This is a genomic window from Photorhabdus noenieputensis (assembly GCF_018448935.1).
GTDB classification, from domain to species: Bacteria; Pseudomonadota; Gammaproteobacteria; order Enterobacterales; family Enterobacteriaceae; genus Photorhabdus; species Photorhabdus noenieputensis.
Genome location: NZ_RCWC01000010.1, coordinates 104,634 through 131,593, shown reverse-complemented (window position 1 = coordinate 131,593; position 26,960 = coordinate 104,634). Strand labels below are relative to the sequence as shown.

At 42.7% G+C, this 26,960-nt stretch carries 24 protein-coding genes; 13 read left to right on the top strand and 11 right to left on the bottom strand.

Annotated features, from left to right (window positions below; genetic code table 11):
- The 7 genes from EAE91_RS24580 to EAE91_RS09740 all read left to right on the top strand — a co-directional run.
- Positions 1-1,421 (top strand): glycohydrolase toxin TNT-related protein (locus tag EAE91_RS24580; protein ID WP_214088321.1); only part of this gene is annotated, 1,421 nt, incomplete at its 5' end.
- Complete coding sequence (locus EAE91_RS09765) at positions 1,405-1,821, top strand: Imm63 family immunity protein (RefSeq protein ID WP_214088320.1); 417 nt, start codon at positions 1,405-1,407, stop codon at positions 1,819-1,821. The genes EAE91_RS24580 and EAE91_RS09765, both read left to right, overlap by 17 nt.
- Before the next feature lie 190 nt (positions 1,822-2,011).
- Positions 2,012-2,248, top strand: coding sequence for a hypothetical protein (locus EAE91_RS09760; RefSeq protein WP_040150625.1), 237 nt, complete (start codon positions 2,012-2,014; stop codon positions 2,246-2,248).
- Positions 2,249-2,471: 223 nt separating this feature from the next.
- Positions 2,472-3,287 (top strand): hemolysin BL-binding protein, encoded by an 816-nt coding sequence (locus tag EAE91_RS09755; RefSeq protein ID WP_214088319.1) that lies wholly within the window; start codon positions 2,472-2,474, stop codon positions 3,285-3,287.
- Positions 3,284-3,652, top strand: a complete 369-nt coding sequence (locus tag EAE91_RS09750) for a hypothetical protein (RefSeq protein WP_214088318.1) — start codon at positions 3,284-3,286, stop codon at positions 3,650-3,652. Before EAE91_RS09755 ends, EAE91_RS09750 begins: the two co-directional genes overlap by 4 nt.
- A 212-nt stretch (positions 3,653-3,864) precedes the next feature.
- Positions 3,865-4,215 (top strand): hypothetical protein, encoded by a 351-nt coding sequence (locus EAE91_RS09745; RefSeq protein ID WP_214088317.1) that lies wholly within the window; start codon positions 3,865-3,867, stop codon positions 4,213-4,215.
- Positions 4,216-4,560: 345 nt separating this feature from the next.
- A complete protein-coding gene (locus EAE91_RS09740; protein ID WP_214088316.1) occupies positions 4,561-5,052 on the top strand; it encodes a DUF2569 domain-containing protein in 492 nt (163 codons plus the stop codon).
- A 457-nt stretch (positions 5,053-5,509) separates the two neighbouring features.
- On the opposite strand, the gene EAE91_RS09735 is transcribed toward EAE91_RS09740, so the two are convergent.
- From EAE91_RS09735 to mfd, 3 genes are all read right to left on the bottom strand, one after another.
- Positions 5,510-6,355: a TauD/TfdA family dioxygenase gene (locus EAE91_RS09735; protein ID WP_214088315.1), complete on the bottom strand. Its 846-nt coding sequence runs from the start codon at positions 6,353-6,355 to the stop codon at positions 5,510-5,512.
- Positions 6,356-6,385: 30 nt separating this feature from the next.
- Positions 6,386-7,363 (bottom strand): L-tyrosine isonitrile synthase, encoded by a 978-nt coding sequence (gene pvcA, locus EAE91_RS09730; protein WP_214088314.1) that lies wholly within the window; start codon positions 7,361-7,363, stop codon positions 6,386-6,388.
- Positions 7,364-8,142: 779 nt separating this feature from the next.
- Positions 8,143-11,589 (bottom strand): transcription-repair coupling factor, encoded by a 3,447-nt coding sequence (mfd, locus tag EAE91_RS09725; protein WP_214088313.1) that lies wholly within the window; start codon positions 11,587-11,589, stop codon positions 8,143-8,145.
- 198 nt (positions 11,590-11,787) lie between these two features.
- Between mfd and lolC the strand changes: the two genes are divergently transcribed.
- From lolC to pepT, 5 genes are all read left to right on the top strand, one after another.
- A complete protein-coding gene (gene lolC, locus EAE91_RS09720) occupies positions 11,788-12,990 on the top strand; it encodes a lipoprotein-releasing ABC transporter permease subunit LolC (protein ID WP_214088312.1) in 1,203 nt (400 codons plus the stop codon).
- A complete protein-coding gene (lolD, locus tag EAE91_RS09715; RefSeq protein WP_214088311.1) occupies positions 12,983-13,687 on the top strand; it encodes a lipoprotein-releasing ABC transporter ATP-binding protein LolD in 705 nt (234 codons plus the stop codon). Before lolC ends, lolD begins: the two co-directional genes overlap by 8 nt.
- Positions 13,687-14,934, top strand: a complete 1,248-nt coding sequence (lolE, locus tag EAE91_RS09710; protein WP_214088310.1) for a lipoprotein-releasing ABC transporter permease subunit LolE — start codon at positions 13,687-13,689, stop codon at positions 14,932-14,934. Before lolD ends, lolE begins: the two co-directional genes overlap by 1 nt.
- Before the next feature lie 92 nt (positions 14,935-15,026).
- The gene (cobB, locus tag EAE91_RS09705; protein ID WP_214088309.1) at positions 15,027-15,878 is read left to right on the top strand and encodes a Sir2 family NAD+-dependent deacetylase; all 852 of its coding nucleotides are present in this window, start codon (positions 15,027-15,029) and stop codon (positions 15,876-15,878) included.
- Positions 15,879-15,933: 55 nt separating this feature from the next.
- Entirely contained in the window at positions 15,934-17,199 is a 1,266-nt protein-coding gene (gene pepT, locus EAE91_RS09700; protein WP_214088308.1) for a peptidase T, read from the top strand.
- Between the two features lie 247 nt (positions 17,200-17,446).
- On the opposite strand, the gene EAE91_RS09695 is transcribed toward pepT, so the two are convergent.
- The 8 genes from EAE91_RS09695 to rluE all read right to left on the bottom strand — a co-directional run bounded on the left by EAE91_RS09695 (position 17,447) and on the right by rluE (position 25,328).
- Positions 17,447-18,568, bottom strand: a complete 1,122-nt coding sequence (locus EAE91_RS09695; RefSeq protein WP_214088307.1) for a ribosomal protein uL16 3-hydroxylase — start codon at positions 18,566-18,568, stop codon at positions 17,447-17,449.
- Between the two features lie 83 nt (positions 18,569-18,651).
- A complete protein-coding gene (phoQ, locus tag EAE91_RS09690) occupies positions 18,652-20,115 on the bottom strand; it encodes a two-component system sensor histidine kinase PhoQ (protein ID WP_214088306.1) in 1,464 nt (487 codons plus the stop codon).
- A gap of 19 nt (positions 20,116-20,134) precedes the next feature.
- Entirely contained in the window at positions 20,135-20,803 is a 669-nt protein-coding gene (phoP, locus tag EAE91_RS09685) for a two-component system response regulator PhoP (protein ID WP_214088305.1), read from the bottom strand.
- A 242-nt stretch (positions 20,804-21,045) separates the two neighbouring features.
- Positions 21,046-22,416: an adenylosuccinate lyase gene (gene purB / locus EAE91_RS09680; protein WP_214088304.1), complete on the bottom strand. Its 1,371-nt coding sequence runs from the start codon at positions 22,414-22,416 to the stop codon at positions 21,046-21,048.
- A gap of 23 nt (positions 22,417-22,439) precedes the next feature.
- Positions 22,440-23,066, bottom strand: a complete 627-nt coding sequence (hflD, locus tag EAE91_RS09675; protein ID WP_214088303.1) for a high frequency lysogenization protein HflD — start codon at positions 23,064-23,066, stop codon at positions 22,440-22,442.
- Between the two features lie 2 nt (positions 23,067-23,068).
- Positions 23,069-24,172 (bottom strand): tRNA 2-thiouridine(34) synthase MnmA, encoded by a 1,104-nt coding sequence (gene mnmA / locus EAE91_RS09670; RefSeq protein ID WP_214088302.1) that lies wholly within the window; start codon positions 24,170-24,172, stop codon positions 23,069-23,071.
- An 84-nt stretch (positions 24,173-24,256) separates the two neighbouring features.
- Entirely contained in the window at positions 24,257-24,706 is a 450-nt protein-coding gene (locus EAE91_RS09665) for an NUDIX hydrolase (RefSeq protein ID WP_214088301.1), read from the bottom strand.
- Positions 24,699-25,328: a 23S rRNA pseudouridine(2457) synthase RluE gene (gene rluE / locus EAE91_RS09660; RefSeq protein ID WP_214088300.1), complete on the bottom strand. Its 630-nt coding sequence runs from the start codon at positions 25,326-25,328 to the stop codon at positions 24,699-24,701. Before rluE ends, EAE91_RS09665 begins: the two co-directional genes overlap by 8 nt.
- A 139-nt stretch (positions 25,329-25,467) precedes the next feature.
- On the opposite strand from rluE, the gene icd reads away from it, so the two are divergent.
- Positions 25,468-26,721 carry an NADP-dependent isocitrate dehydrogenase gene (gene icd / locus EAE91_RS09655; protein WP_046395879.1) on the top strand — a complete coding sequence of 418 codons (1,254 nt, stop codon included), beginning with the start codon at positions 25,468-25,470 and terminating at the stop codon, positions 26,719-26,721.
- Positions 26,722-26,960: the final 239 nt, after the last annotated feature.

The window sequence follows — 26,960 nt, the reverse complement described above, 5'->3', positions numbered from 1 at the left end:
CCAAAGCGGCGAAAGCGAAGCTGGACCATATCAGTGAACCGGACAAAGAGGCCGCCAGAAAAAAACTGGTTGACGGTGGCAATCCACACCCGACTTCGGCGGATATCAATAAGCAAGTTTATGACACGGCCTACACGCAGGCGCTGAATGACTCCGGCTTTGGGACCGGCGGAACCTATCAGAAAGCCTTACAGGCCGCCACGGCAGCGATTCAGGGTTTAGCGGGCAACAACCTCGGTCAGGCGCTGGCCGGAGGCGCTTCGCCGTATCTGGCAGGGGTGATAAAAGAGCTGACCACCGATCCACAAACCCATCAGGTGGATATCGCCACCAATACGCTGGCCCATGCAATTTTAGGCGCGGTAGCGGCCGAGGTCAGCGGCAATAATGCCTTGTCAGGAGCAGTCGGTGCGGCTTCCGGTGAACTGGCAGCTCAAGTCCTGATTAAGCAACTTTACGGCGACGGGGCCAAAGTCAGTGAGTTAACCGAAGAGCAAAAACAAACTATCAGTACCCTTTCCACCCTGGCGGCAGGGCTGGCAGGTGGCATTGCCGGTGACTCCACCGCCAGTGCCCTCACTGGGGCGCAGGCCGGGAAGAATGCAGCGGATAATAATGCCCTTAGCATGGGAAGTCTGTTTGGTTCCGAAGGCGCTAAACATTTTGAAGGTGCGGGGTCGCTGGCTCAAAAGATGGCTCAATCCGGGGCAACACCCGAAGAAATCAACGCAGCCTTAACTCACTACCTAAAAGGGCAAGTCCCTGATGGTCAGGACCCGGCAAAAGGTCTGATTATTGCGTGGGGGAACTTCTTTGGTGTTCCATTGGATGTCGTGTTATCAAATGAGCAGATGACACCGCAAAAGGCGGCGGAAATTGTTGCCGGTGGCATACCTACCAGTGAAGCAAAGCTGATACAGTTTGCGGCAGCTAAAATGTATTTGTCTTTGAATAAATATCAAGAGGTGTCATCTGGCTCAGAAAAAACATCAAGAAACTTTAATAAAGATAGTGCTATAACAGATAGTGAATCGGGAGGATACTCATCCTATGATAAATTTAGAAAATCTAATACTGAATGGAATTGGCCACCTAAATTAGGATTTGCTGAACCCCCGAAAGAAGATGTTTTAGCTGTAGGTACTAGACTGGATAGATATGGCAGTGCAAACGGAGCGTTTTTGTCTCCCAAAGGAGTTCCTTATGAAAATCGAGCACTGGCTCCTGGTTCTAAAGCAGGAAAATACCATGAATATGAAGTAATTAAACCACTTCCGGTACTGCAAGGCAAAATTGCGCCAGCGTTTGATCAGCCCGGAGGAGGAGTTCAGATATTGCCGAATTTCCCTGAGAGAGTAAATGTTGATTGGCTTATAAAAAATGGATATGTAAAGGAAGTAAAGAATGCTAACTACAAATGAAATACAGGAAAAAGTGTGGTCTTTAGGTGCTAAGATTAATGCACCTAAATCAATGTTGATAGTTTATTTAGAGCCTGTTGGTGATGGTTCTGGGTATATAGTTATTGATAATAATCAATATCATATTATTTACTCTGAAAGAGGATATGAAATATTTAGGCAAACAACTGAAGATGTAAATGAGCTGCTATATTGGATAATGGAAAGTGTAGCTAGCCAAATGGCATCTGAATATGAATTAAAGAATAGGAATGATGAAAATAAAGATTTTCGTAGAGCTTATTTTGAAAAAGAGCTAGAAATATTAGGTGTATTAGATAAAAAGTGGGTATTAAAAGCCAAGAAAAAAATTGAGGAAATATTAGAAAGATCACCATACGTAGACAATAGTGGCGGATAATAATGCCCTAGCTATACCAATGCCACCACCACCGATAGCCGGTTCGTAAATGAAGTGTTGAATAATAAGAATACTGTCCGAACCGATTTATCCAAGGGTGGTATAGAATACCGTCTACCTGATGGTAGAGGTGTCCGCTACAACTCAGATGGTTCTTTCTCAGGTTTTTTAGATCCTAAAAGGTAAAAAAATGGCTAATAATTTTGAAGTGGATTTTTTTAGTGACTCCAGATACGAAGAGCTGACAGCAGAAATTTCGTATAGGGGGCAAATACTTTGTCAACTTAACAAAGACAAGGGAATTGATTCTATTGAGATTGAATTTTTTTCAGATAGTAGGATTTTGGAAAAACCAATAGAAATGAAATTCCCGTTAGACGAGTTTATAAATGTGTTGATGAATACAAAAGTAGATCTCATTACATGATTAAAATCTCGGTTTTTAAGTTGGGATTTTACTTTTAATTATCGGTTTAGAGGGGGCCTCATCTAGATGATTGGTTCCTCCATCCGCGATGACCGAGACCAACTAATCGGTGGTAAAAGTCGCGTCAGGGCATTATGGGCCGGACATCGAACTACCCCGGGAAAAATCGTTTGTAACCGATTGAGTACATTGGAGTAATTGGTGTCCGGCGGTCAACTTCGCAATGGAATGCGTTGTTGTGGACAACAACCACCTAAGTGTGGAGAAGAACCAATCGCGCAGTGAGGAACTGGTTAATTGTCAGGGTGATACCAGTTGCCGTTCTGCCGTTAGGGATAAATACCGACAGGAATATGACAAGGTTCAGGAGCGGATAACAACTTGTTCAGGAGCTGACCAGTGCGTTGCCGTTGCTAAAGAGCTGCGGGCATTACAAGGTGACTATAGTGCGCGAATAGGCGAAATTCAGGAAAAAGCCAGAATGCAGGGGCTGGATTTCCTCACGCCAGCGGAAGTACGGGAATGGGCAGATTTACGCGGTGCCATGTCGAATATTGACGCATCACGGAATTTAGTGCTCCATCGTGCCCAAGTCACCGGGGGCTCAGAAGAGACGACCCAAGAAATCGTGAAGATTATGGGGCAGACGGGAATTGCGGCGTCTGCGGGAGTGGCCGGAGGGGTCAGTAAAGCTGGAGCAAAAAGCGGCGGCGATGTCGGAAAAGGCAAACAACCATATCAACCGAATCAGGGGGCAGTTGGTAATATGGGTGAATTCTTCAGGCAATCGGGTTTTGGGAGCCAAACGAAATCGAATTCACAAAAAACAAGTAAAATGTATGATGGTCAGAGTATTTATCAAGCTTCAAGTGATATTGGGACTCATATCAAAAAAGGTGATCAATTTTATTTGGACGGCGATCATAAGAACCACTTGGAAGTCTTTGACAAAAGAGGAAACTTTAAGGTTGTTATCAACCTTGATGGAAGCATTAATCAAGCCAAAACAGACAAAGCTATGGGTAGGAAATTAAAATGAGTGGTTTGGATCAAATTAAACGTGCAATCTTAGAACTGTCAAAAATCAATGCTGCTGATTTTAAGTTTGTTGATTCAGATTGGAGTATCGATTATCGATTAGATCTTGATAATAGACTGCAAGAAGACTTAGTTAAGTTAGAAATAGAACTGAATTTATTGACAGATGCAATCCAAAGGAAAGATATGATAACGGCTAAGTGTGCTTTAGTTATGGCTCGAATTATTTCACTTGATTTATCAAATTTTTTCCTGAATATCTTTGAAGATATTGAAAAAGTTGGCTGGGGTGAACAATGTGAATTACCTTCTATTCCAGAAGATTACGTAATCCCAGATTATTACAACTATCCACCTAATAAATGAACATCGATCCCGGCTATTGTGAACTGCCCCCAAATGTTAGGTAATCATCCGACATCTAAAGGGGGCAGTTCATTACGTCTGGGAAAAGTGGCTTACCAGGCTGAAAAGTCGCGCCGGGGCGTTGTAGGTCGAGCCTCAAGCCGCACTGGAAAAAACGGGTTGTAACTAACTGAGGGCATTAAGAAAATCGGCGTTTGGCGGTCAACTTCGCAATGGAATGCGTTGTTACTGACAATAATGCACTGAGCTTGTTAAAAGGGATGGCGGATTATTGTCGGTCAGCATCAAGTCTGGCTATCGCTATGCTAAATGAAGGTAAATCTCCTCAAGAGATTTCAGCGGCATTGTCAAAACATGCCAAAGGCGATCACCCGGAAGGACAAGATCCGGTAATGAGGATTATTAGTCACTTGGGGATAGGTGCTTCTGCTGTAGGAGGCACTATAGTTGCCCCTATTAATGGGACCACGGCAGTAATTGGTGGGGGTATTTTAGGCAGGGCAACAGATACCACCAAACAGCTTTTAACGTTGAAGCCAAGAGAACACTATATAGTGCAATAGATACACTGATAGCGGTAGGAACAGGCGCATTAACTCAAGGTAAAGGAACACTATTTAGCACCTTTGTTAATACAGGAGGCGTTTATTTAGGAAGTAAAGTTAAAGGGGAAGATCCTACAATCTCAATGTTAGGTAACGCAGTTAGTACTGTAATTGGTAATAAAGTGCTTATGTCGTTTTTTATAGATGGAATATTTCTTTTTTCACTTGGAGATGTAAATAAGGTTATTAAAAGTAGGGGTATTTATCGGGCTAATAAGTTATTGGTTTATATACTATCACCTATACGATTTACGTAAATTAATAATCAATCTTTGGATTGAGGTTACTATTTGGAGAAGTTTTATGAAGTGTATTAAATGTGAAAATCCAGCATTACATGAATCAGATTTTTGTGCCACATGTGAGGAGAAAGAACTGAGTGGAATCGGCGGGTTTCTCTATTTTCCAGCAATAAATATTATCTTTGCAATATTAAGCTCTTTATTTAGTGCATATAAAACAATGACAATCCTGATCTCTAGTTATGATTTTCTAGGTGAATTACGTATCCTTATAGGATTTGAGTTTATTTGTTTTATCATTATTTTTGGAGTTGCACTTTATACATCAATTCTTTTTTTTAAAAAGAAGAAAAAAACACCTTTATTTTACATTATCCTTTTAGTTTTTACTTCATTATTTGTAATAACCGATTTATCATTGGCTCATTATGTATATGAAATAAAACTGGATTATAGTTATCTCTTCTTATTTTTTAGAACTGTGTTTTATGTATGTATATGGATTCCTTATTTTATTATATCTATTCGAGTTAAAAGAACATTTATAAAGTAATGATTAAAATTAAACTATTTTGCAAACAATATTCAATAAGAGTAGGTGAGTTTTTTGCAACCCATATTTATTCAAAAAATATGACAGTCAAAACTAACTCGACCTTGTGAATTGCTCTCAAAAATTAGGCAATTTAAATCATTCGTTCATCAAGGTCTGAGTACTGTATTTTGCTGAGCTCAGACCATTTAATTGCTACTTGATTCGTAAGTGTGCGGCGAAATTCTTATTAATCATTGAATAATTTACTCAAGAGCGATAATACACTTGCGAGATTAAGATGGCCCACCTATCTAGTGAATCCAGTAAGCAATTTTTACTATACCTTATGGATTTCAAGATGCTTCGCGACAGCAAGGGAGAGAATCCCCGGGAACATAGGTGACTATGTTTCCGGGGTGAGCGAGTGTAGCCAATAAAGAGGCAACTTGAAAAATGACGGGTATATATAAAAATACTATGCTCTTAACGCCAGATTATTAAATACTGGATTAGATTGAATATGGATTCTCTGTAAATGCCGTTCTGATTTAGAGGTAAATCCTTCACGTCCATGTAGCAGAGAGAAATTATCCACAATCACCAGATCGCCTTTTTTCCATGTATGAGCATATAAATGGCGCTTATCATATAATATATTGATAAAATCTTGCTGAAATTCCGCTACTTGATCAGGGCTGATATTATGGTATTCAATAGCATGTTTATTCAGGAATTTTTCTCCATCTATTGCTGGCTCGTTATATCTGATAACGAATCCGTTTCTGTCCGGATGTTCTTCCAGTAGAGGAGAGTGAACTTCCCCACCATAGTGAGTGACTTTATTAATGCGATAAGTAATCGATATATTTTTCCACTGTTCTAATTGCTGTTGAGTCGCATTAGCTACAACACGACGAGTATTGACAAAGGTTGTTCTGCCCCCTTGGTCACTTTCGGGGGCGTGGGCACAATGGAACATTATAAATTCGGGAATTGTTGGTTTATACATGCCATCCCAGTGCAACGGCATATAGCTGTTATCAAAAACGTGATCGGTAGCATCTTGGTGTTCACGAACATCCAAAATAGCACCAAACGGCCACATCATTATTTCTCCCCAATGACGGGCATATTCTTCATATTTTTCGTGATCAGATAAGTCAGATCTGAAACCACGTAATATAAGCAGATGGTGTTTTCTAGTTAGTTCTTTCAGTTGCTCCACTGATAATGTATCAATATGTTGATCGGAATATTGAGGCGTAATTTCTAAACCAAAAGGAGTTATCTCTTCTGTCTGAAAGTTATTTAATTCTGTCATCGTTATTTTCCTTTAAATTATAATTTCTCTTTAAATCACATAGTGACTGGGTTTTCCATGAATGTTAACTAGCTTTCCACCCATCATCTGGACTTCTTTGTGTTTCATAAGTATGAATTGTCCATTTACATTGGCTGCGACACCGTGCCAAGGGGTTAACCAATCATCCCGGGTTGGCATCATATGAATACCAAGTTTAATACTATTTGCTGGCTGAGGATGAATAGATAAACGTATGGCTTTTGGAAAATGAGTATCTAATAAACTCCCCCACGCCCAACTTCGTTGAATAACGCCGATGGCCCTTTGTTTGGCATCTTTTTGTAGGGCATTGTTTGAGCCAGTATAGCCGGGTAATAAGCTGTCTTCATATAAGAAGCGGGTGACCGCACGATATAATTGTAATCCATCATTGTTTTGCAACAGTTCGTCTTTGATAGATTCTTCCGAGCGGGCATAATGTTTGACTAACAGATGTCTCTGTAAATTGAAATCATCACTATGTTCGCAGAGTTCTTTATCGTCATTAAGGTTAAATGTACTTAAATTGATAGCACCCACTTCATGAAGTAATTGTTTAATATCTTCATGATATTGGCTGATAACTGTATCATTGACACGAATCAGATCACCAAAAACATGCCCATCAGAGCAAATAATAATGCGGGCACCAGGCGGATAATAAAGTTGGATACGCTGGCAAAGAGAATTAAGAAAAATTAAAGATAAACGTTCTGCCATATCGGGAGCAGTACCAAGCACTTTGTTTATGTTTGGTGATTTTGTTGGGAATGCGGGTAAAATAAATTCGATAGGTTTTTTGTTCTTGATAAATTGTTCAATTCTTGGCAATTGTACAGTTTTAACAATCTCTTCTTCTTGAGCCGAATCCCTCCCTGAGTCAGTAAGGAGTCTGCGATATTGCAATAACTCACGCAGAATCTGCATAGAAATATTATTAGTGGAAATATTCTCGGAAGTAATGTTATTAGCAGTGGTAATTTGCATAATTGCGATTTCTCATATATTTGTTGCAAATATATCTATTTTTAAAATAGATAAATAGCGGTTCAACTAATTGGTATAGGCGAAGTGTAAGATAATGCAATTAAAAGATAATATAATATTTAAGAATATCTAATAATCTATTTAATAATAAACAATATGTTTGAATGTGATTTATATAATTAGTCAATATATTTGATTGATTGTTACATTAATGCACCGTTTAATAGGGTTATTAAAACACTTGTCAACTGGTACGATCACTTTAATTAGATACCATTTAAAGTTAAATGAACGATGTGAAATGAGGTTGAGGCTAATTTTATATTGGTCATTTCTTTCTGAAATTGATTTTGAATAAGATAGATAAGGCATTTTTTCTCTATTAATATATTTTTAATAATTATATGATGTGATTTTTGCATAAGAAAAAATTATGATTTTAATGGAAGAGGATATTATTAAAGTAAATTACCGCATGAGATTGATAATAAAGACTATTATTACGATTATGACCATATCTAGTTATTCTTTTTCGTAAATAAAGTTTTCCCTTAATCCAATCAGGTTAGTCATCTTCATTTCATATGGATATTGTCATATGATTGTTATCTCAGAATAAATATTAATGAATAAATCACAGCATAATTATTCAATAGTACAAATGAATATTGGTCTCTATTTTTATGGGGTTACGTAGAAAAAAGGAGTTATGTAATGTGAATTAAATTGCAGTACTTCCCCATAGACTGGCAATCAGTCATAGGGGAAGTGAAAATGACTTAAGGACAGATTTGATGGTGTTCAAAAGTCTCAAGTAATTGTTGAATGAATTCCAGACGTGCCATTCTTTCGTTCAGATTTATGATGAATTTAAGTTTAGCGGGGCCATCCAATCGGTAAATTTCAGGCTGTTTCTGTAACAGGCCGATAAGATAAGTTGGATCAACTTTATGTTTTTCACTAAACTCGATGAATCCACCTTTTTCATGGGCTTCTATTCGTTTAATACCTAATTTCTGGGCTGACAGGCGAATGGCTGCTGATTGTAATAAATGGTGCCCCGGATTAGGTAATGTGCCGAACCGATCTATCAATTCAACCTTCAATTCTGTTAATTCTGATTCATCTTTGGCGCTGGCAATGCGTTTATAAAAAGATAAACGCATATTGACATCAGGAATATAGTCATCGGGTAGCAAAATAGGCATCCGCAATTCAACGTCAGTTTGGCTATTGGCCAAGTCTTCAAGTGAAGGTTTACGGCCTGCTTTTAGTGCATTGACAGCACTTTCCAACATCTCCATATAGAGAGTGAAGCCGATAGTTGTCATCTGACCACTCTGTTCTTCACCAAGGAGTTCGCCGGCTCCACGGATTTCAAGGTCGTGAGTTGCTAGTGCAAAGCCGGCACCTAAATCTTCAAGGGAAGCGATGGCTTCCAGACGTTTGTGTGCATCGGTGGTCATTGCTTTCGGGTGTGGTGTTAACAGGTAAGCATAAGCCTGATGGTGAGAACGTCCGACACGTCCACGCAATTGATGCAATTGGGCTAGGCCAAAATGGTCGGCCCGTTCGATAATAATGGTATTGGCGCTCGGAATGTCGATGCCTGTCTCAATAATTGTGGTACAAATCAGAACATTAAATCGTTGATGATGAAAATCAGTCATCACCCGTTCCAAATCCCGTTCACGCATCTGCCCATGACCAATTGTGAACCGAGCCTCTGGTACTAACTCTTCGAGACGCAGTTTCGCTTTCTCAATATTTTCAACGTCGTTATAGAGGTAGTAGACTTGACCACCGCGCAAAACTTCACGCAGTATGGCTTCTCGCACCACTAGGTTGTCATATTCGCGCACGAAGGTTTTGACTGCCAGACGACGAGCGGGTGGGGTCGAAATAATTGACAGATCCCGCATACTGCTCATTGCCATATTAAGCGTTCGTGGAATAGGGGTTGCGGTGAGGGTCAGAATATCGACGTCAGCACGCATGGCTTTGATCTGCTCTTTGTGGCGAACACCAAATCGGTGCTCTTCATCGACAATTAACAAACCAAGGTCTTTCCAACGTAGGTCGCTTTGTAGCAGTTTATGCGTGCCAATAATAATATCGACTTTACCTTCGGCTGCCATTTCAACGACTTGTTGCTGTTCTTTGGCGCTGCGGAAGCGGGATATCATCTCAATACGTACAGGCCAATTAGCAAAGCGGTCGCGGAAATTATCAAAGTGTTGTTGAGCCAGTAGGGTTGTCGGAACCAAGACCGCCACCTGCTTGTCATTATGGACTGCCAGAAATGCGGAGCGCATTGCAACTTCGGTTTTGCCAAATCCTACATCACCGCAAATTAAGCGATCCATTGCTATGGGTTGACACATATCATTCAGAACTGCGTTAATCGCCTGTTCCTGATCTGGGGTCGTTTCAAATGGAAAGCTCTGACAGAACAGTTGGTATTGTTCCCAATCATGTTTAAAAGCAAATCCGGGTTTTACGGCGCGGTGAGCATAAATATCAAGCAGTTCCGCGGCCACATCGCGCACTTTTTCGGCTGCTTTCTGGCGAGCTTTGTTCCATGCTTCTCCGCCCAATTTATGTAATGGGGCATTTTCATCAGCACCACCTGCGTAGCGGCTGATTAGATGCAGGGAAGATACCGGAACATAGAGTTTGTCATCGCCAGCATAACTTAGGATCAAATATTCAGCTTGGATACCACCTGCTTCTAGCGTGGTTAATCCCTGATAGCGGCCAACGCCATGCTCCAAATGGACCACCGGCTGATTAGGGCGTAATTCAGCAAGGTTACGGATCAGGGTATCGGTATTAATCGTGCGGCGGGTGTCTTGACGGCGGCGAACAACACGCTCACCGAGCATGTCACTTTCACAGATTAGAGCAACTTCATTCTTTGTATCGATAAAACCATGTTCAGAGGCACCAATCATCAAAAAATGACCTGATTGCTGCGCCTGATTTAATTTATTGATTTTAATTGGTTTAATCTTTATTCGTGACAATAATTCTTGTAATGTCTCTTTTCGTCCTGCGCTCTCGACGGAGAAAATTACGCGGCCACTGAATTGTTCCAGGAAACGGCGAAGCTTATCCAGCGGTGCCTTATTTTGCGCAACCACGGAGAGATCAGGTAGTAATTGATAATCAAGATTTACGTGACTCGTTTTTTTGCTCAACTCTTCCGCTTTAAGTTGAATGCGGGGCCAGTTTTTTAGTGCTGAAAATAATTTATCCGCCGGAAGCCAAAGTTCTTCTGGGGGTAAGAGAGGGCGCATTGGATCAATTTTACGGCTCTCGAAGCGCTGTTGAATATCTTGCCAGAAACGTTCAGCGGCATTGTTAATTTCTTGGCTAAGAATCAGGGTGTTATCGGGTAGGTAATCAAACAATGCAGGCAGGGGATGGCTGAAAAACAACGGTTGCCAGTATTCTATCCCTGCCGGTAACGTACCTTTACTGACTTGCTGATAAATATGTTCACTGTCACGACGGACTTCAAAACGTTCTCGCCACTGGCTGCGAAACAGTTCAATCGTCTCTTTATCTGTTGGGAATTCATGAGCGGGCAGTAGGTTGATTTGTTTAACTTCAGTTAGTGTGCGTTGGCTGTCAACATCGAAAATGCGTAAGCTATCGATTTCATCATCAAAGAAATCAATACGATAAGGATGCTCGCTTCCCATTGGAAAAAGATCGAGCAGTGCGCCACGAGTAGCAAATTCGCCATGTTCAAGAACTTGTTCGACACTACGGTAGCCAGCCTGTTCTAATTCAGCACGGAGTTTGTCCCGCGAGAGTCTCTGACCTTTATGCATAACCAGTGCATGTCCGTTAAGGTACTCATGAGGGCAAACTCGTTGCATTAAGGTATTTATCGGCAGGATTAAAACACCTTTGGTCATCGTCGGTAGACGGTAAAGTGTAGATAGGCGGTTGGAAATGATTTCCTGATGGGGCGAAAAGCTGTCATACGGCAGTGTCTCCCAATCGGAAAGAAGATCAACCGGGCAGTCGGTAAACTGATGGATTTCATCATGCAGACGTAGGGCGTTTTGCATGTCTTTGGTTATCAGTACGACAGGCCCTTGATGGCGTTCGATAATCTCAGCACACTCTACAGCGCAAGCGGCACCAATAAGTCGGCCTAATTGACGGTTATCACCGCGGCGTTCAGGAAGTTCATAACGATATTTTGAGGACATAAGCGTAAATGTGTTCTCTATGATTCAGTCCATTCCCAACGGGCTTTCGACGCACATATGGTCTTCGAGTAAACACGCAGGCTGGTTGAGAGAAAATAAAAAAACCACAGAATCTGGGTGTTGGTGGTTCCATAAAATATAACTACCCTTTATTATCCCCGAACACTTTGCTTTGGCAACAGGGGCGTAACAGATTTCATGTTTCAATCTGTCTCATTATTTATAGGTTTGCGGTATATGCGTGGCCGGGCGGCTGACAAATTTGGTCGGTTTGTTTCATGGCTATCAGCAATTGGTATTACTCTCGGGGTTGCTGCATTAATTACAGTATTGTCTGTGATGAACGGTTTTGAGCGTTCATTGGAAACCAGTATTCTTGGCTTTATGCCACAGGCGGTTGTGACGTCGGTAAAGGGTTCGCTAGACCCAAAAGCGCATCCTGTCAGTGAACTTGCGGATCTAAAGCAGGTTAACAGGATTACACCATTGGTGACGGGGGATGTGGTATTGCAAAGCGCCCGGAATGTCGGTGTCGGTGTGATGTTGGGCATTACTTCTGATGAATATGAGCCGTTGGCTGAATATTTGATCGGTGCTTATCGTCATCAACTTGCGCCCGGTAGCTACAATGCTATTTTGGGCGAAAGACTAGCCGGGGAGCTTGGTGTAAAACGTGGTGATCGCATTCGTCTGATGGTGCCTGGTGCAAGTCAGTTGACGCCAATGGGGCGTATTCCTAGTCAGCGTCTATTTACTGTTATTGGTACTTTTACATCAAATAGCGAAGTCGATGGCACACAGATTCTGGTGAATCAGCAAGATGCAGCTCGTCTGATGCGCTATCCGCCAGGTCACATTACTGGCTGGCGTCTCTATCTTTCAGAACCATTGACGGTAGATCGTTTGAGCTTACAAACCTTGCCAGAAGGGTTGTTGTGGAAAGATTGGCGCGAACGTAAAGGTGAGTTTTTCCAAGCGGTTAGGATGGAAAAAAACATGATGGGCTTATTGTTAAGCCTGATTATTGCTGTGGCTGCATTCAATATCATTACTTCCCTTGGTTTGCTGGTCATGGAAAAGCAGGGAGAAGTGGCAATTTTGCAAACACAGGGATTGGTACGGCGTCAGGTGATGGCGATTTTTATGATCCAGGGAGCAGGAGCCGGGATCATCGGCACTTTACTGGGAACTGGGCTTGGTGTTCTGCTTTCCAGTCAGCTTAATAACTTAATGCCGCTGATTGGCCTGTTGACCTCAGGTGTTGAGCTGCCTGTTGCCATTGAACCGCTACAGGTTGCTACAATCGCAATTTCAGCGATGGTGATTGCCCTATTGTCTACGTTATATCCTTCCTGGCGTGCTGCTGCCGTCCAACCTGCTGAGGCTTTGCGTTATGAATAATCAACCACTATTGTTGTGTAATAATCTGTGTAAAAAATATCAGGAAGGGCAAGTACTGACCGAAGTGCTGAAAAATGTCACTTTTGCTATCAATCAGAGTGAAATGATGGCGATTGTGGGAAGTTCCGGCTCAGGTAAGAGTACGCTGCTGCATTTGCTTGGTGGGTTGGATACGCCGACTTCTGGTGAAGTCCTGTTTAAAGGGCACTCTTTGAATAAAATGTCCTCTGGAGCTAGGGCAGAACTGCGCAATCATGAATTGGGCTTTATTTATCAATTTCACCATCTGTTGCCAGATTTTAACGCGATAGAGAATGTCGCTATGCCGCTGTTGATCGGCGGTAAAAATCGTAGTCAAGCACAGAAGAAAGCAGTAGAAATGCTGGCGGCTGTTGGTCTGGAAAAGCGAGCTTATCATCGCCCATCAGAATTATCTGGAGGTGAACGCCAGCGTGTGGCAATTGCCAGAGCGTTGGTTAATGAGCCTTCTTTGGTTTTAGCGGATGAACCTACCGGTAACCTCGATTTGCGTAATGCAGATAGCATCTTTGCATTACTGGGCGAGCTTAACCGACAGCAAGGCACGGCATTTCTGGTCGTCACCCATGATTTGAATCTCGCCGGCAGATTAAATCGTCAGGTGGAGATGCGTGATGGTTATTTACAGGATAAATTGACCCTGGCGGGGGCGTTGTAATGGCGAATTTGCCTCTCTCTTTGGTCACTGCCTTGCGATTTAGTCGCGGGCGTCGCCGCGGCGGTATGGTATCTCTGATTTCTGTGATTTCTACGTTAGGGATTATGCTTGGTGTCGCTGTTCTCATTATTGGTCTGAGTGCCATGAATGGTTTTGAACGAGAATTGAGAAACCGCATCCTCTCTGTTGTTCCTCATGGTGAAATCTATACGGTTCATCAGCCTTTTGAACAGTGGCAACCTGCATTGGAACGGGTAAAAAACACATCCGGCGTGGTTGCTGCTTCACCTTATATTACTTTCACTGGATTGATGGAAAAAGGTACCAGCTTACATGCGGTTCAGGTGAAAGGGGTTGATTTAGCCTCCGAGGTTCAGGTCAGCTCATTACCACAATTTGTACAGGATAATGCCTGGCAAAATTTTCAGGCTGGTCATCAACAGGTCATTCTGGGGCAAGGAGTTGCTAATGCCTTGAAGGTTAAGCAGGGTGACTGGCTGACTGTTATGATCCCGAACAATGATCCTGAGATGAAATTGTTGCAACCGAAACGAATTCGTTTACAGGTGAGCGGAATTTTTCAATTGAGCGGCTTGCTTGATCATAGTCTGGCTCTGATTCCTTTGGCTGATGCGCAACAATATTTGGATTATGGGCGGGGGATTACGGGCATTGCGATCAAGGTTGATGATGTATTTGCCGCTGATCAGCGGGTAAGGTCGGCCGGGGAAGCATCACAGGAATATGTCTATATCAGCAGTTGGATGAGAAATTATGGCTACATGTATCATGATATTCAGATGGTACGTAGCATTATGTATCTGGCGATGATTTTGGTGATTGGTGTAGCGTGTTTTAATATCGTTTCTACCTTGATTATGGCGGTAAAAGATAAAAGTAGTGATATTGCTATCCTGCGAACCCTCGGTGCTAAAGATAGGCAAATTAGAGCAGTTTTTCTCTGGTATGGGTTACTGGCGGGTATGACAGGCAGTATTGCCGGTGCTGTAGCCGGTGTGTTGGCATCACTGAATCTGACAGCGCTTATTCATGGATTGGAAAAGTTGATCGGGCATCAATTTCTTTCCGGTGATGTTTACTTCATTGATTTCCTGCCATCGGAGTTACATGGCATGGATGTTCTGTATGTTCTGGCGACGGCTCTGATTCTGAGTTTATTAGCTAGTTGGTATCCGGCAAGACGGGCAAGTAGACTTGATCCGGCACGAATTTTAAGTGGGAAATAATTAATCTATTATTGGCATGAGCTAACCAAAAGCGTTATGGTGTAAAAAACAGAAACCTAACCAGTATTTAAGAAATCTTGAAGGAAGTCAGTATGCGAATTCGTCGTCGGCTTAGTCGGCTTGGCCGGCTTCGTAAGGTTAAGCGTTTGAGACAGCAGAGATTTCGTAGCCGGATTTTTTATAGGGATAATCGATTGGCGCTTAATATGAAAAAACCTTACATCGTGGTATTGACGGGGGCTGGTATTTCGGCCGAATCGGGTATTCGGACTTTCCGCTCCTCTGATGGGTTGTGGGAAGAACATCGGGTGGAAGATGTTGCTACACCTGAGGGTTTTCAGAAAGATCCAGAATTGGTGCAGGCATTTTATAATGCTCGGCGTCATCAACTTCAGCAATCAGAAATAAAACCGAACGCAGCGCATTATGCTTTAGCAGCGCTGGAGCATGAGCTTGGCGATAATTTTTTGTTGATTACTCAGAATATCGATAATCTTCATGAGCGGGCGGGTAGCCACCGCACGGTGCATATGCATGGTGAGTTGTTCAAAATTCGTTGTTGCCAATCTGGGCAAGTGTTTGAGTGGACAGACGATTTGACGACAGATGAACGCTGCCATTGTTGTCAGTTCCCCTCTCCATTGCGTCCACATGTTGTTTGGTTTGGTGAAATGCCTTTGGAGATGGAACAGATTTACTCTGCACTGGCCCAGGCAGATATTTTTATCGCTATCGGTACCTCTGGCCATGTTTATCCTGCGGCTGGATTTGTACATGAAGCTAAACTGGCAGGGGCGCACACGGTGGAGCTGAACTTAGAACCGAGTCAGGTAGAAAGTTTATTTGATGAAAAGCATTATGGGCCAGCCAGTAAGATAGTAGATGAGTATGCCAGAAGGTTAATTGATAGTATTAAAGAATTTAAAGCTGATTTGACGCAATAATTATTGTGTTTCTCTTCCTCATAATGGGTAACAAAATCCCTGGGGGAAGAGAATAATGGACAGATTACTAGAACGTTTTTTTAAATACATATCTTTTGATACTCAATCAAAGCCGTCAGCGAAGACTATTCCCAGCAGTCATGGACAGCTCGAACTCGCTAATGCGCTGAAACAGGAGCTGATCGAATTAGGTTTTTCCAATGTGGTACAGGATGCTCATGGTTGTGTTATGGCAACATTACCTGCCAATACATCTTGGCCTGTACCTGCTATCGGTTTTATTGCTCACCTTGACACTTCACCTGATTTCTCTGGAAAAAATGTAAGTCCACAAATGTTGGAAAATTATCGAGGTGGTGAGATTGCTCTGGGGGTGGGTAATGAAGTGTTATCGCCGGTTATGTTTCCTGTCTTGCATAACATGTTGGGGAAAACACTGATTACCACCGATGGGAAAACGCTGCTTGGCGCTGATGATAAAGCGGGTATTGCCGAAATCATTACTGCAATGGTTCGCCTGAAAAATAGCAATACCTTACATGGTGATATTCGGATTGCGTTTACACCTGATGAGGAGATAGGTAAGGGGGCACGCTATTTCGATATAAATACATTTAATGCTGAGTGGGCATACACCGTAGATGGTGGTGGTGTAGGTGAACTGGCATTTGAAAACTTCAATGCAGCGGTAGTGACCGTTAAGATTGTTGGCAATAATGTTCACTCTGGTAATGCTAAAAATGTGATGATCAATGCCTTATCGTTGGCAATCCATATTCATCAGGCATTGCCATCGGAAGAAACACCGGAACATACCGATGGATATGAAGGTTTCTATCATTTGCAACGTATTAAAGGCACGGTTGAGCGTGCTGAAATGCACTATATCATTCGTGATTTTGATCGGAATAACTTCGAGGAGCGCAAAAAGAAGATGATTAAAATTGCTGAAAAAGTCGGTGAGGGGTTGCATCCTGGTTGTTATATCGAACTGACTATCGATGATAATTATTACAATATGCATGATGAAGTTATCAAATATCCGCATGTTATTGAGATTGCCAAACAGGCAATGCTGGATTGTAATATTGAACCCGTTATTAAACCTACTCGTGGTGGTACTAATGGCGCACAATTGTCATTCCGTGGTTTACCTTGTCCGAATATATTTATGGGAGGGTATAATTATCACGGCAAACATGAATTTGTTTCGTTGGAAGGAATGGAACAGGCTGTAAGTGTTGTCATGCGTATTGCTGAATTAACCGCATTATTGTCTAAAAAGTCGGAAATAAGTCAGGGATTTTGCAGCGTTAATTAACTTGATCAGTTATTAATGACAAACTCTAGTATTACAAATTCTTAACAAACTCTGCGGAATTCTCGCTCTTGAATGCTAATTGAGGGCGAAGCGAACTTAAGAAGTCCCCACTATAATCACTTGTGATTTAGTGGGGAGAGCAGGTCACAGGCAGTGAATTAATAATGGTCTTAGACTCTGAACAGAATTAATGGCCTTTGATAGCTATATTAAATATTTAATGAAATTAACCTTTTTAGGCGAGGTATCAATCATTAAAATACCAGTAACCACTATTGACTAATGCAGTGAGTAGTCTGATAAAACGCACATCGTCTATCGCTTCACCAAGCATTTCTGCATTAATTTCATAATAGTGGCAAAGAACATCAGCCGCTTTAATATGAGGTGTATCTATTAATTCACCGTTAACAAAGCATTGATCACCAACCCTGATAACCCGTAATCCGTTAAGGCGGTGGAGATTTTCACCTTGTTTCATTAATTCATAAATTTCATCACTTTCATAAGGTGGTTCTGGTGGAGCAATATCAAGTTCATGCCGTGACTGAGAGATAAATTCACCAAACCATTGCTGGAAAGTGTCAGGTTGTGCCAATAACTCGTTCATCATGGTATGTAGCGCTGATAGTTCATGCGGCTGGACCAGTGCCGGATTTTCACGGAAAGTCAGAGCAGGATCGCTATAGCGGTAGCTGCCTAAATCATTAGCCAGCACATAATCGGCGAAACTACTGAAAAGCTCACGGGAATTGGGGGCGCGGAAACCAACCGAATAATTTAGTGACTCTTCGATGGCATAACCTTCGTGCGGAAATCCAGGTGGGATATAGAGAATATCGCCTGGCTCCATCTCTTCGTCAATAATGGCATTAAAGGGATCGACCTGTAATAGATCGGGGTGAGGGCAGCGCTGTTCCATTGGTAGCTTTTCCCCGATGCGCCAGCGACGGCGACCCATTCCTTGAATGATAAACACATCGTATTGGTCTAGATGCGGACCAACACCACCACCGGGAACGGAGAAGGACACCATCAGATCGTCTATCCGCCAGTCAGATAATACGCGGAATGGTTGCATTAATGCGGCGGAAGGATGGTGCCAGTGATTAACCGCCTGTACTAGCAGTGACCACTCTTTTTCACCTAAATGATCGTAACTTTCGAATGGACCATGAGAGACATCCCAACGGCCATTTTTCTGGCTGACCAGGCGGCAGTCAACTTCATTTTCCATAGCCAGACCCGCTAATTCATCGGGAGTAAGAGGATCAATGAATTGACGGAAGCCTTGTTTAATCAGTAAAGGCCGTTTTTGCCAATGATTATGCAAAAATGCCTGCCAGTCCAGATTCAACTGATAGTCCATAGTGACATCCTGAGTGTGAAGTGAATTTCAGGGTATTATAACGAATAGTTGCATCCAGTATCAGACTGCATTGGCATATTTAACTAATCGTCATCATTAATTTGCTGGCATCGGAATATAACGCAAATTCTGGCACCACCAAGTGGGCTGTCACTGATACTGATATCACCTTTATATTGTTCGATAATTTCAGAAGCAATTGACAATCCTAGCCCTTGACCGGGCTTCAAAGTATCAACACGTTGGCCTCGCTGGAAAATCATTTCTCGTTTTTCAATTGGCACTCCAGGACCATCGTCATCGACAATAATAATGACCGAATCATGATCGATTGCCACAGAGATCTCAACAAATTTAAGACAATATTTACAGGCGTTTTCCAGCACATTACCCATGACTTCCATAAAGTCATTTTTCTCACCAAGCCAGGTGATCTCCGGTGAGACATCTAACGTGAGACTGACCCCTTTACGCTGATAGACTTTTGTTAAAGCGCTACACAGGCTATCCAGTAAAGCAGGAATAGAAGAAACTTTCCGCATAATGGCGCTATGTTCACTGCGCATACTGGCTCGATGTAGATAATAGCCTATCTGCTGAGAAATACGGCCAATTTGTTCCAGCATGATAGGTTCTGCCTGCTGAATAGTCATTTGTTTACTGTCACGTAAAGAACGGAGAGTTGATTGCAAAACAGCCAGTGGTGTTTTCAAGCTGTGTGTTAGATCAGCGAGTGTTGTCCGGTATTTGGTATAGCGGTTACGTTCATTATTGAGCAACACATTGAGGTTGCGAACTAGCCCCCGTAACTCTGTCGGTGGATTTTCATCCAGTTTTTCCCGTTCACCTTTTTCTAACGAACTGATCTGATGAATAAGCGATTTAATTGGCCGTAAGCTCCAATGTGCCGCCAGCCAGATCAATGGGATAACCAGAATAAGATTGGCAATCAAGACATAACCGAACCATTCCCACACCATAATCGCTTTTTGTAAATCTTGTGGGATGGTATCGATGACTACAATAGTTAATGCTGGTAAATGAGCTGTTGCGCTGTATCTGTTGACGGAAACGGAGTGGGTTAGTTCGTTATCTTCATTTTCGTCAAGTGCATCAAGTTTACCTAATTGCCCTTGTGTGTTGGCCGAGTTTTTTAGCAAGTCACGACTGCTTTTTAAGTCAGTACCCAGCTCATATAAGCCGTCTTCTTTTAACCATTCGCTAGGAATAGAGTTTTCGACTTTTGGGATATGGCGTTGGCGCCAGAGGATGGTGCCTTTGTTGTTATAAATCAGAACTAATGATGGGTTATTCAGTGTGAAATTAGGGGGTACTGAGATATCCAGCTTATTATTATTCCACTGAGCAAGGCTAAAAAATAGGTTACTCTGACTGCGTAGCAGTGTATAAGCAGTTTTATCAAAACTGACCAGATAACCGACAATGGCAACAATGCCGTAAGACATGGTAAGGGCAAGAATAACCGCAGCAGTTGCCATTAAAAACCGGGTACGCAGTGAGAAAGGCTGCTTTTTGTGCTTAAGCACTTTTTTACCTATGAAAGTTTTACACATCAAAGCGATAGCCCTGACCACGAACAGTTACGATAGCTTCATAGGGCCAGATATCTAATATTTTCTTCCTTAAGCGGCCGATTAAAACATCGATGGAGTGGCCTTCGCGCAGTTCAGCATCGGGATATAATTGGCGCATTAATGACTCTTTAGTGACAACTTTGTCGCTATTACACATCAGTATTTCAATGATTCGGTATTCAAACGCTGTTAGTTTGACGTTCCCACCATAAACTGTTAATTCCTTACGTGACAGATCAATTTTGAAAGGTGGAAATTCAATAATCTGAGAAACCAGCCCATTATTACGGCGTAGGAGTGCCTGCATACGGGCAATAATTTCTTCAAGATGAAAGGGTTTGGTAACATAATCATCCGCTCCTGCATCAAGAACCGTGACTTTTTCTTGCCAGCTTTCGCGGGCGGTCAGAACAAGAATGGGGAGTTTTTCATCTCTTTGGCGCCAGCGGCGGATCAAACTCAGCCCATCTTCTCCGGGCAAACCAAGATCAACAATGGCAATATCGGGTTCGCTCTCGACCAGGTAATAATCGGCTTCTTTGGCGTTTGCCGCAGCATCAACTAGATGACCGGTATCACGAAGCTGTACCGTTAAATGGTGACGCAGTAACATGTTGTCTTCAACGATCAATATCCGCATGGAATAGTCCTTCTCAACTCCAGCAGGCAGTATTGTAATAATCAATTCATTCGGACTGTTATATAGACAAAACTGCCGGTAAAAAATTCAATGCAATGGTTCTGGCTGAACATGTTAGATACATGGATCTGTAACAGCAAGACGTTAAGTAGAAATAGAGAATATAACTTTAAAGTATGTTTGGGATTGGTTTATATAAGGATAGCAACAGACGGATGTTTTATCCGTCTGTTGAATATAAATTACTTCAATTCATCAACCAGTGTAATGGCACGGCCAATATAATTTGCTGGTGTCATGGCTTTCAAACGAGTTTTCTCTTCTTCCGGCAAATCCAGTCCGTCGATAAAGATTTTCATTCCTTCAGCATTGACGCGTTTACCGCGGGTAAGTTCTTTGAGCTTTTCATAAGGCTTTTCGATACCATAGCGACGCATCACTGTCTGGATAGGTTCAGCAAGCACTTCCCAGTTTTGATCTAGCTCATCCAGCAGGTGCTGCTCATTGACTTCCAACTTATTTAAGCCTTTCATCGTAGATTGATAAGCGATCAGAGCATATCCCAAGCCAACACCAAGGTTACGTAATACGGTTGAATCCGTCAGATCACGTTGCCAGCGGGAAATCGGTAACTTGCTTGCCAGATGACCAAATACCGCGTTTGCCAGCCCCAGATTGCCTTCCGAATTTTCAAAATCAATTGGATTGACTTTGTGTGGCATAGTGGAAGAACCGATTTCACCGGCAACCGTTTTCTGTTTGAAATGGTTAAGTGCGATGTAACCCCAAATGTCACGGTCAAAATCGAGCAGGATCGTGTTGAAACGGGCGATAACATCGAACAATTCGGCAATATAATCATGGGGTTCGATTTGAGTGGTGTATGGATTCCATTTGATGCCGAGTGAAGTCACAAAAGTTTCACTAAACTGATGCCAATCAACCTGTGGGTAAGCGGCTATATGGGCATTATAGTTACCTACGGCACCATTAATTTTACCGAGTATTTCGACTTGTTCCAGTTGGCGATATTGGCGTTCCATCCGGTGAGCAACGTTGGCAAACTCTTTGCCAACTGTGGAAGGGGTGGCCGGTTGGCCATGAGTGCGAGATAACAGTGGTAATTCTCGATATTCACTCGCCATTTTTTTGATGGTATCAATCATCTGACGCCATTGTGGTAAAAGCACTTCTTCACGAGCAGTTTGTAGCATCAGCGCATGAGCTAGATTGTTAATATCTTCAGAAGTACAGGCAAAGTGAATAAACTCAGAAACTTTGTGTAGTGCGGGAACATGTGCAACTTTTTCTTTCAGAAAATATTCCACCGCTTTGACATCATGGTTAGTGGTGCGTTCGATAATTTTAATGCGCATTGCATCCTGTTCATTGAAATTTGCGATAATTTCATTCAGGTAAGCGTTTGCGTCTGTATCAAAAGCGGGAACCTCTTTAATTTCAGCACATTCCGCCAGTTTTTGCAGCCAACGTACTTCAACTTGCACTCGGAATTTCAGTAAGCCAAACTCACTAAAAATGGTACGTAATGCGCTGACTTTATCGCCGTAGCGGCCATCGATCGGAGAAACAGCAGTCAGTGAGGACAATTCCATTGGTAGCAACTCCCGGATTTTATTTAACAATGAGAAAGAATATCTTTCGCCTGTTGGATCAGGCGTTGACGAGAAAACATTAATTGCAAGCGACCGCCGCCAACTTGTTGCCATAAGACTGCACAACGGACGCCTGCCAGTAGGATAGCCCGGACTTTCGCTTGTACAAGTGGATTGCGCAGAACATCAGGGGAACCTGTCACTTGGATTCGTGGACCTATTGGGCTGATAACATCGACATAAATACCGGCCAACGCGTTGAACATCCCTTCTGACATGGGTTCAAAATGTGCCTGCTGGCGTTCTAACAAACTGATGCGATTACCCAGTGCATCGAAAGCTGCCTGATTTTTATTTAGTCGGCGCTCCAGTGCGATTAGACTCAAGATATAGCGGGTGAGATCGGCAGAAATACCATTGCTAGAGCTATTAAGCATCCCTAGCATTGCGTTTAGCCCAGTGCGCAGATTGCGTTCATGATTGCCGAACACATCTAAAACAGATGTCGGATTAGTGTTCAGGATGCTATTGACCATAGTGGCAACAGCATCGGCATCACACTGGTTTTCATGAGCAAGTTGCTGTACCAAGCGACCTGACTGGCAAATTCCCGCCAATGCCAGTGTGATATTGTAATAATTCTTTGCCACAATTACTCCTGCAAACGTTGTTCAATCACGCTGCCGCCAAGACAAACTTCACCCTGATAAAAGACGGCTGATTGGCCGGGGGTGACTGCGGCGACAGGGTTAGCAAAACGGACTTCAATTTTATCTTCGTTTATGGGGGTGACAGTGCAAGGAATATCCTGCTGACGATAACGTGTTTTGACGACGCAATGGATTTTTTCAGTTAATGTCTCTCTGTCAACCCAATGAAGTTGCTGAGCGATAAGGCCGGTAGACATTAAACGAGGGTGTTCATGCCCCTGAGCCACGATCAGGATATTGTTCTGGACATCTTTATCTATGACATACCACGGCTCTTCGCTGCCCTCTTTCGTACCACCGATGCCTAAACCTTTACGTTGGCCCAACGTGTGGTACATCAGCCCTTGATGTTCACCGAGGGCTTCTCCATCTACAGTCATAATCGGGCCCGGTTTGGCAGGTAAATAACGGCCAAGGAAATCACGGAATTTGCGCTCACCAATAAAACAGATACCGGTGGAATCTTTTTTCTTTGCCGTCACCAGACCGATTTTTTCGGCGATACGACGAACCTCCGGTTTTTCCAGTTCACCGATAGGAAATAGGCTTTGAGCAATTTGCTGGTGGCTCAGAGTGTATAAGAAATAGCTTTGGTCTTTATTGTTATCCAGCCCACGCAATAATTGGCTTTTACCGTTAATATCTTTGCGACGGACATAATGACCTGTTGCGATGTAATCCGCGCCTAAATCCTCAGCAGCGAATTCCAGAAATGCCTTAAACTTAATTTCTTTGTTGCATAGAATATCTGGGTTAGGCGTTCTGCCCGCGCGATATTCAGAGAGAAAATGCTCGAAAACATTGTCCCAATATTCGGCAGCAAAATTGACGGTATGAAGTTCGATGCCCAACTTATCGCAAACGGATTGGGCATCAGCCAGATCAGTCGCGGCTGAACAGTACTCTTCATCATCGTCCTCTTCCCAATTCTTCATGAACAAGCCAGCCACTTGATAGCCTTGCTGTTGTAGCAAATAGGCGGAAACGGAGGAATCTACACCGCCGGACATGCCGACAATGACTTTTTTCTGGCTGTTATCTGACATGGGAATCTCACTGGAGAAAAAAACAAGCGCCGTACTTTAACACGTTGCAGACAGGGGTGCATCAAACGTATTACTGTTTTGTCATTAAATAAACGGAGAAACATAACTATCCAATAGGGTGAGAGGATATTTTTCGTTTTGCAGGTAACAGCGGATACTTTCTGCGACGAGTGGAGAACGAAGACAATGACTACTGAATATTTGTTCGGCTGTAACCCAATGGCAACAGTCAATATCACGGTCTTGTGGATTGGCTACAGTTTGTTGTTCCACTTCAACCAGAAACAGAAAACGGATAAAGGGGGTACCGTCTGGTGCAACCCACTGATGAACTTTCAGTAGTGCTTGTGGTTTAGCCTGAATGCCGGTCTCTTCCCATAATTCGCGTTCCGCCGCTTGTAACAATGTTTCATCAGCCTCAAGATGACCAGCGGGTTGATTCCATAATGTTTTGCCATTGATTGTCTCTTCAACGACCAGGAATTTATTCTGGGCATGGACAACACAGGCAACTGTGACGTGGGGGCTAAACAAAATTGATCTCCTTCCATTCACCGGGTTGCATCTTGCCTAATTGCAAGTTTCCCATACTAAAACGAATTAGCCGAAGTGTGGGGAAACCGATATGTGCTGTCATTCTGCGCACTTGACGATTTCGGCCTTCATAAAGTGTTATTTTTAACCAGCTTACTGGAATATTTTTACGTTCACGAATTGGTGGCTGGCGACGCCAAAGCCATGTTGGTTCATGAACTAACTCGGCACCTGCGGGTAGGGTAGGCCCATCCTTTAATATGATGCCATTGCGTAACTTATCGAGAGAAGCTTCATCTGGAATGCCTTCAACTTGCACATAATAAACTTTGGCTGTTTTCTTATTTGGTTGGGTGAGCTGTGCTTGAAGTTTGCCGTCATTGGTCAGAATTAATAATCCTTCACTGTCACGGTCTAAACGCCCGGCAGCATACACATTTGGGAACGGGATAAAGTCTTTTAGTGTTGTTCTGCCCATTTCATCAGTGAACTGGGGTAAAACATCGTAAGGTTTGTTAAATATCAACACTCGACGAGGTGCGGTTGGTTTTTTGGCAGAATGTGATATTTTTCTTTGGCTGAATCGGTTAAGTCTGTGTTTTTTAATGGTGAAATTTGTCATTATAGATCACTGCATAAAATGGAAGGGGTATTATACATTAGTCTGCTATCAATTGGCGTTCGCAGAATATTCAAGTAGTATTGACACGTCCCTTACAAAAAATTAACAAGGTATTACGCTTACTTGAAAGGAGAGGTTAATGGAAAGCAAAGTAGTTATTCCGGCGGAAGGTAAAAAAATAACAGTCGACGCTAAAGGTAAACTGGTTGTTCCGAATAACCCGGTCATCCCTTATATCGAAGGGGATGGGATTGGTGTCGATGTTACCCCTGCAATGTTGAAAGTAGTCGATGCAGCGGTTCAGAAAGCCTATCAGGGTGAGCGTAAAATTTCCTGGATGGAAATCTACACCGGTGAAAAATCTACCCATGTATACGGTAAAGATGTTTGGTTGCCGGATGAAACATTGGATCTGATCCGTGAATATCGCGTAGCCATTAAAGGTCCTCTGACGACGCCGGTTGGGGGCGGTATTCGTTCTCTGAACGTAGCATTGCGTCAGCAACTAGATCTGTATGTCTGCCTTCGTCCTGTTCGTTACTACCAGGGTACGCCAAGTCCGGTTAAACAACCTGAATTGACTGACATGGTTATTTTCCGTGAAAACGCAGAAGATATTTACGCCGGTATTGAATGGAAAGCGGGGTCTGCCGAAGCGGATAAAGTGATCAAATTCCTGCAAGAAGAGATGGGCGTAAATAAAATCCGTTTCCCACAGCAATGTGGTATCGGTGTGAAACCCTGTTCTGAAGAGGGTACTAAACGCTTAGTTCGTGCTGCCATCGAATATGCCATTGATAATGACCGTGAATCTGTCACTCTGGTTCACAAAGGCAACATTATGAAGTTCACCGAGGGTGCTTTCAAAGACTGGGGTTACCAGCTTGCTCGTGAAGAGTTCGGCGGTGAACTGTTGGATGGCGGCCCTTGGGTGAAAATTAAGAATCCGAAAAACGGTAAAGAGATCATTGTCAAAGATGTCATCGCAGATGCGTTTTTACAACAGATTCTGCTGCGTCCTGCTGAATATGATGTTATCGCCTGTATGAACCTGAATGGTGACTACATTTCTGATGCGCTGGCTGCTCAGGTGGGGGGTATCGGTATCGCTCCGGGAGCAAACATCGGTGATGAATGTGCTCTGTTTGAAGCAACTCATGGTACAGCACCTAAATATGCCGGTCAGGATAAGGTGAATCCAGGTTCTGTGATCCTTTCCGCTGAGATGATGTTGCGTCACATGGGGTGGACAGAAGCCGCAGATCTGATTGTTAAAGGTATGGAAGGCGCGATTGCCGCGAAGACCGTGACTTATGATTTCGAACGTCTGATGGAAGGCGCTAAATTGCTGAAATGTAGCGAATTTGGTGACGCGATTATCCAGCATATGTAATCTGTCATCTTGCGAAAACTTCACGGTAGCTAATGCTGCCGTGGGGTTTTCTGAGTTTACAGAGGTTTTTGCTGTAAAATTCTCAAAAATAGTGGCAATAAACGTACTTACTTTACGTCATGCTTTTTAGTTTCATTCTATTTTCAGGTAATTACCTGTTATTTTTACCTTTTTATGCTTTATGGTCTTAATTGGAAAATCTCAATGATTTAAGGTATATATTGTTGTTTTATTAAGCG

What these genes read in the sequence shown, in the direction of transcription:
- EAE91_RS09765 (WP_214088320.1), top strand. Translation starts at nt 1,405, where the DNA reads ATGCTAACTACAAATGAAATACAGGAAAAAGTGTGGTCTTTAGGTGCT.
- EAE91_RS09760 (WP_040150625.1), top strand. Translation starts at nt 2,012, where the DNA reads ATGGCTAATAATTTTGAAGTGGATTTTTTTAGTGACTCCAGATACGAA.
- EAE91_RS09755 (WP_214088319.1), top strand. Translation starts at nt 2,472, where the DNA reads ATGGAATGCGTTGTTGTGGACAACAACCACCTAAGTGTGGAGAAGAAC.
- EAE91_RS09750 (WP_214088318.1), top strand. Translation starts at nt 3,284, where the DNA reads ATGAGTGGTTTGGATCAAATTAAACGTGCAATCTTAGAACTGTCAAAA.
- EAE91_RS09745 (WP_214088317.1), top strand. Translation starts at nt 3,865, where the DNA reads ATGGAATGCGTTGTTACTGACAATAATGCACTGAGCTTGTTAAAAGGG.
- EAE91_RS09740 (WP_214088316.1), top strand. Translation starts at nt 4,561, where the DNA reads ATGAAGTGTATTAAATGTGAAAATCCAGCATTACATGAATCAGATTTT.
- EAE91_RS09735 (WP_214088315.1), bottom strand. Translation starts at nt 6,355, where the DNA reads ATGACAGAATTAAATAACTTTCAGACAGAAGAGATAACTCCTTTTGGT.
- pvcA (WP_214088314.1), bottom strand. Translation starts at nt 7,363, where the DNA reads ATGCAAATTACCACTGCTAATAACATTACTTCCGAGAATATTTCCACT.
- mfd (WP_214088313.1), bottom strand. Translation starts at nt 11,589, where the DNA reads ATGTCCTCAAAATATCGTTATGAACTTCCTGAACGCCGCGGTGATAAC.
- lolC (WP_214088312.1), top strand. Translation starts at nt 11,788, where the DNA reads ATGTTTCAATCTGTCTCATTATTTATAGGTTTGCGGTATATGCGTGGC.
- lolD (WP_214088311.1), top strand. Translation starts at nt 12,983, where the DNA reads ATGAATAATCAACCACTATTGTTGTGTAATAATCTGTGTAAAAAATAT.
- lolE (WP_214088310.1), top strand. Translation starts at nt 13,687, where the DNA reads ATGGCGAATTTGCCTCTCTCTTTGGTCACTGCCTTGCGATTTAGTCGC.
- cobB (WP_214088309.1), top strand. Translation starts at nt 15,027, where the DNA reads ATGCGAATTCGTCGTCGGCTTAGTCGGCTTGGCCGGCTTCGTAAGGTT.
- pepT (WP_214088308.1), top strand. Translation starts at nt 15,934, where the DNA reads ATGGACAGATTACTAGAACGTTTTTTTAAATACATATCTTTTGATACT.
- EAE91_RS09695 (WP_214088307.1), bottom strand. Translation starts at nt 18,568, where the DNA reads ATGGACTATCAGTTGAATCTGGACTGGCAGGCATTTTTGCATAATCAT.
- phoP (WP_214088305.1), bottom strand. Translation starts at nt 20,803, where the DNA reads ATGCGGATATTGATCGTTGAAGACAACATGTTACTGCGTCACCATTTA.
- purB (WP_214088304.1), bottom strand. Translation starts at nt 22,416, where the DNA reads ATGGAATTGTCCTCACTGACTGCTGTTTCTCCGATCGATGGCCGCTAC.
- mnmA (WP_214088302.1), bottom strand. Translation starts at nt 24,172, where the DNA reads ATGTCAGATAACAGCCAGAAAAAAGTCATTGTCGGCATGTCCGGCGGT.
- rluE (WP_214088300.1), bottom strand. Translation starts at nt 25,328, where the DNA reads ATGACAAATTTCACCATTAAAAAACACAGACTTAACCGATTCAGCCAA.
- icd (WP_046395879.1), top strand. Translation starts at nt 25,468, where the DNA reads ATGGAAAGCAAAGTAGTTATTCCGGCGGAAGGTAAAAAAATAACAGTC.